At 68.5% G+C, this 9,686-nt stretch carries 13 protein-coding genes, 1 tRNA gene and 1 pseudogene; 6 read left to right on the forward strand and 9 right to left on the reverse strand.

The window, feature by feature from the left end; translation table 11 throughout:
* The first annotated feature begins 50 nt into the window (after window positions 1–50).
* A complete protein-coding gene (locus CTZ28_RS43230; protein ID WP_121895246.1) occupies window positions 51–1,574 on the forward strand; it encodes an amino acid permease in 1,524 nt (507 codons plus the stop codon).
* A gap of 102 nt (window positions 1,575–1,676) precedes the next feature.
* A tRNA-Lys gene (locus CTZ28_RS43235) sits at window positions 1,677–1,749 on the forward strand.
* Window positions 1,750–1,965: 216 nt separating this feature from the next.
* Here the strand turns inward: CTZ28_RS43235 and CTZ28_RS43240 are convergent.
* The 3 genes from CTZ28_RS43240 to CTZ28_RS43255 all read right to left on the reverse strand — a co-directional run bounded on the left by CTZ28_RS43240 (window position 1,966) and on the right by CTZ28_RS43255 (window position 3,436).
* Window positions 1,966–2,583, reverse strand: coding sequence for a glycine-rich domain-containing protein (locus tag CTZ28_RS43240; protein WP_310887658.1), 618 nt, complete (start codon window positions 2,581–2,583; stop codon window positions 1,966–1,968).
* Between the two features lie 284 nt (window positions 2,584–2,867).
* Window positions 2,868–3,257 carry a hypothetical protein gene (locus CTZ28_RS49145; RefSeq protein ID WP_259472075.1) on the reverse strand — a complete coding sequence of 130 codons (390 nt, stop codon included), beginning with the start codon at window positions 3,255–3,257 and terminating at the stop codon, window positions 2,868–2,870.
* Window positions 3,254–3,436: a hypothetical protein gene (locus CTZ28_RS43255; protein ID WP_259472076.1), complete on the reverse strand. Its 183-nt coding sequence runs from the start codon at window positions 3,434–3,436 to the stop codon at window positions 3,254–3,256. Before CTZ28_RS43255 ends, CTZ28_RS49145 begins: the two co-directional genes overlap by 4 nt.
* A 134-nt stretch (window positions 3,437–3,570) precedes the next feature.
* Here CTZ28_RS43255 and CTZ28_RS43260 point away from each other — a divergent pair, with 134 nt between their 5' ends.
* Together CTZ28_RS43260 and CTZ28_RS43265 are read left to right on the forward strand one after the other, a co-directional pair.
* A complete protein-coding gene (locus tag CTZ28_RS43260) occupies window positions 3,571–4,362 on the forward strand; it encodes a DUF6879 family protein (protein ID WP_121895249.1) in 792 nt (263 codons plus the stop codon).
* The gene (locus tag CTZ28_RS43265; RefSeq protein ID WP_121895250.1) at window positions 4,334–5,185 is read left to right on the forward strand and encodes a helix-turn-helix domain-containing protein; all 852 of its coding nucleotides are present in this window, start codon (window positions 4,334–4,336) and stop codon (window positions 5,183–5,185) included. Before CTZ28_RS43260 ends, CTZ28_RS43265 begins: the two co-directional genes overlap by 29 nt.
* Window positions 5,186–5,378: 193 nt before the next feature.
* Here the strand turns inward: CTZ28_RS43265 and CTZ28_RS43270 are convergent, their stop codons facing one another.
* The 4 genes from CTZ28_RS43270 to CTZ28_RS47565 all read right to left on the reverse strand — a co-directional run bounded on the left by CTZ28_RS43270 (window position 5,379) and on the right by CTZ28_RS47565 (window position 6,612).
* Window positions 5,379–5,783 carry a hypothetical protein gene (locus CTZ28_RS43270; protein WP_121895251.1) on the reverse strand — a complete coding sequence of 135 codons (405 nt, stop codon included), beginning with the start codon at window positions 5,781–5,783 and terminating at the stop codon, window positions 5,379–5,381.
* A 176-nt stretch (window positions 5,784–5,959) separates the two neighbouring features.
* Window positions 5,960–6,085, reverse strand: coding sequence for a hypothetical protein (locus tag CTZ28_RS49150; RefSeq protein WP_259472077.1), 126 nt, complete (start codon window positions 6,083–6,085; stop codon window positions 5,960–5,962).
* A gap of 35 nt (window positions 6,086–6,120) precedes the next feature.
* Entirely contained in the window at window positions 6,121–6,306 is a 186-nt protein-coding gene (locus CTZ28_RS43275) for a hypothetical protein (RefSeq protein ID WP_121895252.1), read from the reverse strand.
* 81 nt (window positions 6,307–6,387) lie between these two features.
* Window positions 6,388–6,612 (reverse strand): hypothetical protein, encoded by a 225-nt coding sequence (locus CTZ28_RS47565; RefSeq protein ID WP_121895253.1) that lies wholly within the window; start codon window positions 6,610–6,612, stop codon window positions 6,388–6,390.
* A 302-nt stretch (window positions 6,613–6,914) separates the two neighbouring features.
* Between CTZ28_RS47565 and CTZ28_RS43290 the strand changes: the two genes are divergently transcribed.
* Window positions 6,915–7,178 (forward strand): GntR family transcriptional regulator, encoded by a 264-nt coding sequence (locus CTZ28_RS43290; RefSeq protein ID WP_121895254.1) that lies wholly within the window; start codon window positions 6,915–6,917, stop codon window positions 7,176–7,178.
* 154 nt (window positions 7,179–7,332) lie between these two features.
* Here CTZ28_RS43290 and CTZ28_RS43295 read toward each other — a convergent pair whose 3' ends face one another.
* Both CTZ28_RS43295 and CTZ28_RS43300 read right to left on the reverse strand, forming a co-directional pair.
* Complete coding sequence (locus tag CTZ28_RS43295) at window positions 7,333–7,815, reverse strand: hypothetical protein (RefSeq protein ID WP_121895255.1); 483 nt, start codon at window positions 7,813–7,815, stop codon at window positions 7,333–7,335.
* A gap of 133 nt (window positions 7,816–7,948) precedes the next feature.
* Window positions 7,949–8,206 carry a hemolysin XhlA family protein gene (locus CTZ28_RS43300; RefSeq protein ID WP_259472078.1) on the reverse strand — a complete coding sequence of 86 codons (258 nt, stop codon included), beginning with the start codon at window positions 8,204–8,206 and terminating at the stop codon, window positions 7,949–7,951.
* Window positions 8,207–9,268: 1,062 nt separating this feature from the next.
* On the opposite strand from CTZ28_RS43300, the pseudogene CTZ28_RS43305 reads away from it, so the two are divergent.
* Window positions 9,269–9,686 (forward strand): annotated as a pseudogene (locus CTZ28_RS43305) (hypothetical protein); the annotation flags it as partial.

Here is a 9,686-nt window from a genome sequence, read left to right on the forward strand (position 1 = left end):
GGTCACCGTGTGACGCATGTCATACCCCCGTCCAGGGAATTGCTGGGGACATGACAGATGACGCGATTGCACGCGGGCCGTCGGACGAGGAACGGCTTGCCCAGCTCGGCTACACCCAGGTCCTCGCCCGCCGGATGTCGGCGTTCTCCAACTACGCCGTCTCCTTCACGATCATCTCGGTCCTGTCCGGCTGTCTGACCCTCTACCTCTTCGGGATGAACACCGGCGGCCCGGCGGTGATCGTCTGGGGCTGGGTGGCGGTCGGTCTGATGACGCTGTTCGTGGGCCTGTCGATGGCCGAGATCTGCTCGGCGTACCCGACCTCGGCGGGCCTGTACTTCTGGGCCCACCGCCTGGCCCCGCCGCGTTCGGCCGCCGCCTGGGCCTGGTTCACGGGCTGGTTCAACGTGCTCGGCCAGGTCGCGGTCACGGCGGGCATCGACTTCGGGGCCGCGTCCTTCCTCGGCGCCTACCTCAATCTCCAGTTCGGCTTCGAGGTGACCCCGGGCCGGACCATCCTGCTGTTCGCGGCGATCCTGCTGCTGCACGGCCTGCTGAACACCTTCGGCGTCCGTATCGTCGCCTTCCTGAACAGCGTCAGCGTGTGGTGGCACGTGCTGGGCGTCGCCCTGATTGTCGGCGCGCTGGCCTTCGTGCCGGACCGCCACCGGTCGGCGTCCTTCGTGTTCACCGAGTTCGTGAACAACACGGGCTGGGGCAGCGGCGTGTACGTGGTGCTGATCGGCCTGCTGATGGCGCAGTACACCTTCACCGGCTACGACGCCTCCGCCCATATGACGGAGGAGACGCACGACGCGTCGACGGCGGGCCCCAAGGGCATCGTCCGCTCCATCTGGACGTCCTGGGTGGCCGGTTTCGTCCTCCTGCTCGGCTTCACCTTCGCGATCCAGTCGTACGACAAGGCCCTGGCGTCGCCGACGGGGGCACCGCCCGCCCAGATCCTGCTGGACGCGCTCGGCGCGACCGCCGGCAAGCTGCTCCTGCTCGTGGTGATCGGCGCGCAGCTGTTCTGCGGGATGGCCTCCGTGACCGCCAACAGCCGCATGATCTACGCCTTCTCGCGCGACGGCGCGCTGCCGTTCTCGCGCGTCTGGCACAGCGTGAGCCCGCGCACCCGCACCCCGGTGGCGGCGGTCTGGCTGGCGGCGGCGGGCGCGCTCGTCCTCGGCCTGCCCTATCTGCTCAACGAGACCGCGTACGCGGCCGTGACCTCGATCGCGGTGATCGGCCTCTACATCGCGTACGTCGTCCCGACCCTGCTGCGGGTCCGCAAGGGTGCCGCGTTCGAGCGGGGGCCGTGGCACCTGGGCCGCTGGTCGCAGCCGATCGGGATCGTCGCGGTGGGGTGGGTCGGCGTGATCACGATCCTCTTCATGCTGCCCCAGGTCTCCCCGGTCACCTGGGAGACCTTCAACTACGCCCCGGTCGCCGTCCTGGTCGTCCTGGGCTTCGCCGCGACCTGGTGGCTGGCCTCGGCCCGCCACTGGTTCCTCAACCTCGACCACGCCCGCGCCCTGTCCCGCCCGCCCGCCCCGGAACCGGCGGACCCCTGACGCCCGGTTTCGGCCGTTCCGTCCCCGCGACGCGGCCGCGTCCCCGATACCCGATCGGCGACACGGCCTCGTCCGGCTATGCTCGGGGAGGCAACACCGCCTGGGCCCTTAGCTCAATTGGCAGAGCAGTGGACTTTTAATCCATTGGTTGTGGGTTCGAGTCCCACAGGGCCTACGGGATCGCCCCAGTTCAGGGAGTATCTGGACTGGGGCTCTCGGCGTTTTCGGGCCCTCAGTGATCGTTAGCTCGCCCACTGCTCGCCCGAGACGCAGGCGATCAAGACGCGGAGCGGCCCCGGCCGGATCGGCGTCGGGCCGGGGCCGCAGCTGGCGCAGCTGTCAGGGCTTGGGCGGGGCCACGAACCCCCGCACCGGCCTCTCTTCCTTCGGGTCACGCGACGTCGGGCGCTGGGCGCGCTTCCACGCCGCCACCAGTTCCGCGTAGCGCGGGTCGATCCACTCGGACACGGTGCCTCCCTTCACGGGCAGGCTGCGCCGCCCCGGGCTTCGGTTTGGGGGTGACGACGATGGTGCACTCTGGGGCGTGCTTGCACTTCGCCGCCACGGAGACGAGGGTCTCGTCGGACGGCGGTCCCCACAGCTCCGGGCCCGCGTCCCAGCCGAGCGCCGCGATCGTCTCGCGGGTTCGATCCAGGATCGGAGGGTCGTAGCTGGTGGGGTCGTAGGCCGGGGAGTGGTGCACGAACGTACCCTCGCCGCCGAGTCGCTCGCACAGCTCGGCGTACATGCTGGTGTGCAGGATCAGTGCGTGCCAGCCCTCATCGACGATCCGCGACGGGGCCAGTCCGAGACCGGGGTGAGTGGCGCAGGCCGCCACGAACTTGATGCCCTCGTCGACGATGCGGCCGGCCATCTCCTCGGCCATGTCGGGGTTGGCGTCCATGACGGTGCCGCGGACGCCGGCGAACTGGGCGTCGGTGATGAGCATGCGCGCGAGGGCGGGCAGCTCCAGGACGGGCGGCGGGGTGGGGCCCGGAGGTATGGTCACGGGATCTCCTTCGCTGGTTGCGGATGGGGATGGCCCGCCCGGGTCGGGGTACCTTGCCCGGTCAGCCCGGCCTGGACGGGAGTCTGTGAGAGGCGTTGTGGCCCGCAGCCCGACAGGGGCGGACAGGCGTACACCTCGACGTCGAGGACGTGCACGCCCTCCCGGCCGCGCGCGATGCCGGCCGACACGGCGCCGACCACGTCGAGCAGGCTCCTGCCGCACCAGCAGCACGCCCTACTGGGCGTAGGTCAGCGATGCGGCGGGCGGCGGCTCGGGAGGCGGGGTCATGGCCGGTCGGCGAGCGGGACCAGGCGGTGGACTTCACGGCACGGGCCGCAGGCGTACAGGCCACGCATGGCCGGGCCCGATCCTGCGTCGTCTATCTGGATCAGTTGGATGCTGTTGGAGAACCGCTTGCACCAGGAACACAGGCCGCGTCTGTCTGTGGCGGTCGGCTGCCCAGTCATCGGCGGCAGTCTCTGACGAGCCGGTACAGGCCGCGGCCGGCCGCACAATCGGTGGCCGTCTCCTTCGTCCGACAGAGCTTGCACGTGGGCGCGTGGACACCAGAGGCATTCGGCGCCGCGCACCTTGGCGTCGGGCAGGCTGTCCAGGTCTGGCAGCGCCAGGACGTCGAGCACTTCCGGTGGGATCTCTGCGGCTGTTCTGCTCATGCTGCTCCTCGCTGGAGTGCTTCGGCCAGCCGCATGGCCACGTCCGCGCGGACACGGCCGAGGTCGACAAGGGCGAGGGTCGGGGATGCCGGGTCTACCGCGAGGGACGGCAGCACGATCCCGGCCGCGTCGAGGGCTGCACGCAGGGACTCGACGGCGGTGAACGGGTCGACGCTCACGGCGTCGTTCAGCTCAGGTCTCGCTGTCTGGCCAAATGTTCTCGTGTGGTGTCTTGCAGGGGGCGGCATGCTGTAGAACGGGGCACCACATGCGGTGATGCTGGTGGCGACCACCCCGTCCTGAGGACGGCGACATGGAACGACGACTCCGGTTCAACGGCACGGACAGCAAGAGCGGCGGATGTCCGGCGATCCACGAAGACCTGGACTCCGGCGAGGTCATCGTCCAGGGCCCACCGGTCACCGACCCCGAAGACCTGCGCCGGCTCCAGCACTTCGGCCCCGGCGACGCCGCAGTCGCCGTACCGCGCGAGCTGCTCGTTAACCACGGTCCCAAGGAGATGGAGCGCGTGCCCAAGCTGATCGACCTCACCGAGTTCGGCCGGCTCTTCGAGACGTTCGAGCACTCGGCCTGGCATCTTGAGACACGCCGCGGCTACGCCTCAGACCGCGAGGACCCCGGGTACGCCGAGTTCCTCGCAACGGGCATCGCGCCGATGGACCTTGACAGCGACTGGTGCGCGAACATCCGCAAGCAGACCGCGAGCGGGAAGTACGTCGGCCGGGTCCGCGTCGTCGACCAGCCGCCGGCCGAGGGCCAGTTGTTTCTCCTCTCGTACGCGCGAGTCAACGCGGCCACCGGCGAGGACGTACGGAACCTGTGGCGCGAGGACGCCGAGCGCGTGCACCTGCCCGGCGAGGACTTCTGGGTCTTCGACAGCCGCCTGGTCGCGGTCCTCCGCTTCGACGACGCGGACGTCTTCCACGACGTCGAGATCATCACGGAGCCTGCCGAAGTGCTGCGCTACTGCCGGGTCCGGGACGCCGCCGTACACGCGTCTATCCCGTACGACCAGTTCGCCGCCCAGCTGGACACGAAGGGCTGGAACGGTACCGGTGAGCACGGACTATCAGCAGGCCCGTGAGGCCCTCGGACAACGGCTGAGGGAACTACGCCTCCAGGCCCCCGCGGGACGGCTCACCGGCACCCAGCTCGCCGAGCGGCTCGGCTGGCCGCACTCCAAGGTGTACAAGCTGGAGGGAGGCCGGCAGACCGCAACTGCCGACGACCTGCGTGCATGGGCTGAAGGCGTCGGCCGGCCGGAAGCCTTCGCGGAATTGGACGCCCGCCTCAAGGGCTTCGAGTCTCACATCCGTTCGTGGCGCCGCCAACTCGCCGCTGGCCACCGGCCCGTTCAGGACAGCTGGAACCTCGAAGTCGGCCGGGCCACGGCCATCTGCGCGTGGGAAGAGTCCGTCATCCCGGGCATGCTCCAGACTGCGGACTTCGCGCGGGCGATCTTCCTGCGGTACGCGGACCTGTTCGGGTCGACGCGCGACACCGACGAAGCCGTGCGTGCCCGCGTGCGGCGCCAGGAGTGGCTCTACGAGGCAGGCCACAGGTTCCATGCCCTGGTGTGGGAGGCGGCTCTCCACGCACTGGTGTGCCCGCCTTCCGTACTCGCCGCGCAGCTCGATCGGCTCGCCGGGACGATCGGCATGGACACTGTGGAGCTCGGGATCATCCCCCTCACGGCGTCGTTGAAGGTGCCGACCGCGAACGGGTTCTGGGTCCTTGACGAGCGCCTCGTCATCACTGAGGACTGGCACGCCGAGATATGGCTGGACGACGCCGACAGCGTGGCCACCTACCTGCGGGTGTGGTCCACGCTGAGCGAGTCGACGGTGTACGGGGCGGACGCTCAGAACGTCATCCACCGGGCCCGGCGAGCGCTCGCCCCACGGTGAGGGCGCGCTCTCACTGCTGCGGCGACGGCGGCGATGTGCTGCACGCTGTCGGTGACGATGTCGGCGGTCACCATGCCGCACTGCTCGGTGATCGCGGTGCTGATGGCTGCCACGAGCGGGGCCGGCCATGACGTCAGCCTCCAGGTACGACGGAGGCCCCACTGGTGGGCGGGACCTCGGGTGTGGTGCGGGGTCAGGACTTGCAGAGGCTTGCTGTCAGGGCGGCGTTGATGGCCGCGGCCTCCGCGTCGGTGACCTCGTGGTCGCTGGTGGAGAAGCGGTCCTTGGCGGCCTGGTCGGCCTTGCCTCCGCCGTTGATGGTCGAGCACTGGTTGCGGGCGTTGTCGATGGTCTTGTCCTCGTCCTTCACAAGGGCGGGGTTGATGGCCTTGAGGACGTCGAGCAGGACCTCGCTGGTGGCGGCGTCGGGCTTCGGCGGGATACCGGCGGCTTCCTCGGTGGCGCTCGCGCTGACGCTGGGCGTGTTGCTGGGGCTGGGCTTGGCGGCGGTGTCTTCCTGGCCGTTGTCGCTGCTGCACCCGACGAGGGCGAAGGCGAGGGCGGCGGTGGCCGCGACGGCGGTACGGCGGACGTGCATGTTCCCCCCTGGAACTGAAGCTGAGGGGACATCATGCACCACTGTGTCCACTGCCTGGTCGCTGCGTTCAGCGAGGCACCTGGCCCGGCGGAGGAACTCCACACTTCTCGCCGTTGTAGTACCCGTCTCAGGGCACAGCTGTGCACGGCGATCGTCACACAGTGTCTGACCTGCGGTCACGCGGCAGCGCGATGTGCGCGTTCAGCGTCGAGCGTGGTGACGACGGCGACGGCGCTGATGTCGTCGAGGATTTGGCGGGTCTGTGCGGCGGTGAGGTGGCCGGGGCGGATGTACTGCTCCATGCCCCCATGATGCGCCTGTGGCGCCGGGTCTTCTGTCAGTTCGTCTGGCCTGCGCGAAGGTGCCTGACGTCACGTACGAGTGCGTAGAGGGCAACGAGGAAGGTCGCACTCCAGAATGCGATCCAGGGGGCCGACATTCCGGAGCCGATGGACATGGCGAGCACCACGGTGCAGACCAGGACACCGAAGGCCGAGATCAGGGTGCTGATGCGGTCAGTCATGCCGACATCATCGCTGGCGGCCTGCTGTCAGTGGAAGTGATCCCAGCGGATCGGGGAGGATGGCCCGACCGTGACGGGGGTTCACATCCCGACCCCGCCGCCGAAGCCGTCGTTATCGACCTCACCTTCGCCGGGGTCCAGAACTGTCCAGACCCCGATGGCCGAGGCCGTGAGCATCGAGGCCCAGCACAGTGCGATCTCGACCGCGTCGCTCGACCCGACAGCAGTGATGAACAGGGCCATGACGATGGGTGTGAGGCCCACGATGCATGCGCCCAGGATTCTGCGTCTGCTCACCTTCGCCATCCTGCGGTCTCCCTTCGGGAATTCACATCAACTGGTGTCTTCCCGAAGGGGGATGGTTGCCACGCGCCGGCTCGGCGTCGACCACGTCGAGGACATGTTCAACGCCATCGACGACCGCAACGACGTCATCCGCGCCAAGAACGCCGCCCGCCGCGAGCAGGTCGCGCGCTGTAACAAGAGGGGCAAGCCTGGGGCGCCCAAGGCCGCCGAGCGCGCGCGTCTCGCCGCCGAGCGGGCCAAGCTCGCCGAGATGCCGCCGTTCCGCCGGATCACTGCTCGGGCGGTGCTCTTACGGTCACAGCATGATGAGTCTCGACCGGGACGCCATGACGCCGCTGTACGTGCAGCTAGCCAACGTGCTGCGCGAGCGCATCCGTAACGGCGAGGTCCCAGTGGGCCGCAGGCTTCCGTCCCAGGCCGAACTGGAGGAGGAGACCGGCGGCACCGTGTCGAGGCGCACCATCAAGAGCGCGCTGGAGCTGCTCGCCGACGAGGGCCTGGTGCAGGGTGTGCAGGGCAAGGGAGTGTTCGTGATGGCACTCCCGCCCGCCGGAACGAATGGCTGACCCCTGAACGCACGAAGGCGGCCCCGCCCTCCCGCCATAGCGGATTCCATGCGGAGAGCGGGGCCGTTTTCGGTTGGGTGAGCGCGCGGGCCGCAGATGTTTTTCCCGGGATGGCTTCATCCGCGAGCGCAGATCCACCAAGGTGAGACGTCTTCTAGCGACTCGTACCGTGGCCCGGTGCCGACATCAGAGCGGCTGCGCCCGCCAGTATGGACGCCCACAGGACACCCCAAACCCATACCTTCGTAACCCAGTCAAGTTTGATCTTGGTGCCGGGGTTGCGCCGCTGGGCCAGCGTGGCGCGAACGAGCCGAGAGCGGACCGGAACCAGGGCGACCGGAATCACGGCGACCGCGTCGCTGTACAGGAACAGAATCGTTGATGCCGGTTCGGGCCGGAACAGAACATTCACCACAAGGAAAACAACCAGGAGCACAGGAACGAAGTAGAACGCCTGTCTTCTCAGCCGGCTCTCCTGCTCCGTGGGCTGTAGTTCGTCAGGGAGTCCGCGGCCCAGGGCCCACAATCCGAGCATGTAGAACGCGCTCGCCGCAACCGCGATCAGGCACCAACCGTAGTCGGGTATCGAAAACAGCATCTCCCCCCCATGGCCCATGATGCGAAGACGGCCGATCACTCACTTGGTGATCAGCCAAGAGCGCTACCTGAGACGCAGGAGGTTCACGGCCGGTTTCCCGGCGGAAGCGACTACGGCCAAGGTTGCTGCCGCCCCCGCCCGCCCTCGCGGAGGAGAGCGGGCCGCTGTGGGGTCAGCGCATCAGGTATTGGCCGGCAACCCCGGCGGCGGCGCCGAGGACGGCAGCGGCCCCGGCCACGCGCCACCGCGTTTCCTCCAGGGCTCGGATGCGGGACTCGTGGTCGGCGACGTCCTTCGCGACCTCGGTCACACCCTGGCCGATGGTGTCGAGCTTGGTCTCTACCCGAGTCACGCCAGTGCTCAGGGATCTCAACTCCTGGTACATCTGTGACGAACTGATGTAGACGCCCGGGTCTGGGGTGGTGGTCACTCGCGCGCTCCCGCCCCGTCGTCGGTTCACACGGTCGCGGCGTCGGGGATCGCTCGTCAAGATGACGTCACGCCGCGTGGGTATTTCCGGGCATGGCGAAAGGGCCCCACTGCCCGAAGGCAGCAGTGGCCGATAGCCACTGGTTCAAGGTGCCTTGGTCCAGTGGCGAGGGATGAGTGTGCCCCCCCGCATGGCGTCGTGCGGCGGGCGAGGGGATCCGGGCTCGCATGACGATCTCGTGGGTGGGGCCCCTCGGTCGGCGTGAGGGGCCCCACCCGGCGTGGCACCGCATCCTGCTGGCCCCGCAAAGCAGGGAGGCTGAACCCGTCAGGTCACGACACCGGTGATCACGATGAGTTTCGGCCACCCCGCTTGTCCACCAGCGGTCATCCCATCAGGTGACGTGCGCCGGTTGTGTCACGACACCGTGCCCTTCACCTGGCATGATCACCGCCACCACGGTGTAAGGGGCGTGTCAGGCGCCGCTATACCGGGGGGCGGCCCAGAGCGTGCCTGTCTGTCAACCGCCCCCTGAGTACACGCCAGAGTGTGCGCGGGACTCCGGCCCGCATGTCGAGGGCGGGGCCCCTGTCGGTGGATGTATCAGGGCGGGGCCCCACCCCAGCGTGACCGGCTGGAACCCCGGCGAGCACGCCAGCGCCAATGTTGACCGCCCGGCACGGCGGCCGTCCACAGGGGCAACATCCCATTGGGTGACGGACCGGAAGCACACGGACGCATTACCGACCCCCGGCACAACGACGCGCCCCCCTGCACCACCACGAACCGTGCACCTCGGCATGCCCTGCGGGCTCGATGTAGCTGGCGCCGGCTGATCGTGATGAGCACGTTGTCTTCTGAGTTCGGGTCCAGGACATCGAGCATCCGGAAGAAACGGGCGGCGGCCCTAATGCCACCCCGGCCTCACAAGGTGAGGAACTCGCTCGTTCGGCTCATGTGCTCGTCATATGAGGCGGTCGTGAAGATTCTTACAGACGCGTTTCGGTTCGCGAGCAGGCTCGCTTCGGACGCACGCCCTGTTGATGGCGAAAGGAATTGGCAGTGGATCTGCGGCAGCGTCGGCGATGGTCCGGCGGTATGTCTTTGGCGTTGGCTTCGGCGTTATCGGCGTCGCTCGCCGTGACGGGGGTGGTGTCGTCGGTGTCCCCGGCGGCGGCCGACTCCGGGGACGGTGACGCGACCATCCGTGTCGTGCGTGAGGTGAACGCGAACGGGAAGTGGGACCAGGCGCTGGAGCCGGGTATGTCCGGTGTCTCGGTGGTGCTGACCGATGACGCGGGGCGGTCGATCACCGGTACCACGCAGGCGGACGGCACGGTGAAGCTGACCCCGGGCAACAGCCTGGGCGGCGGCAAATACCGGGTCGAGGTGAAAAATCCTGAATCCGCGGGGGGGGGGGTACTCTTCCCTGGGGCCGCTTCGCTTAGGAGCGATCTGATCGATCCGACGGTGCTGTCGT

It is taken from the genome of Streptomyces shenzhenensis (genome assembly GCF_003688995.1).
In the GTDB taxonomy this organism is placed as follows: domain Bacteria; phylum Actinomycetota; class Actinomycetes; order Streptomycetales; family Streptomycetaceae; genus Streptomyces; species Streptomyces shenzhenensis_A.

Bases quoted from the DNA above. Each gene is read 5' to 3' on its own strand.
- CTZ28_RS49150 (WP_259472077.1), bottom strand. From the start codon at position 6,085: ATGGAGCAGTACATCCGCCCCGGCCACCTCACCGCCGCACAGACCCGC.
- CTZ28_RS49145 (WP_259472075.1), bottom strand. From the start codon at position 3,257: ATGAGCAGAACAGCCGCAGAGATCCCACCGGAAGTGCTCGACGTCCTG.
- CTZ28_RS43275 (WP_121895252.1), bottom strand. From the start codon at position 6,306: ATGACTGACCGCATCAGCACCCTGATCTCGGCCTTCGGTGTCCTGGTC.
- CTZ28_RS47565 (WP_121895253.1), bottom strand. From the start codon at position 6,612: ATGGCGAAGGTGAGCAGACGCAGAATCCTGGGCGCATGCATCGTGGGC.
- CTZ28_RS43270 (WP_121895251.1), bottom strand. From the start codon at position 5,783: ATGCACGTCCGCCGTACCGCCGTCGCGGCCACCGCCGCCCTCGCCTTC.
- CTZ28_RS43260 (WP_121895249.1), top strand. From the start codon at position 3,571: ATGGAACGACGACTCCGGTTCAACGGCACGGACAGCAAGAGCGGCGGA.
- CTZ28_RS43230 (WP_121895246.1), top strand. From the start codon at position 51: ATGACAGATGACGCGATTGCACGCGGGCCGTCGGACGAGGAACGGCTT.
- CTZ28_RS43290 (WP_121895254.1), top strand. From the start codon at position 6,915: ATGATGAGTCTCGACCGGGACGCCATGACGCCGCTGTACGTGCAGCTA.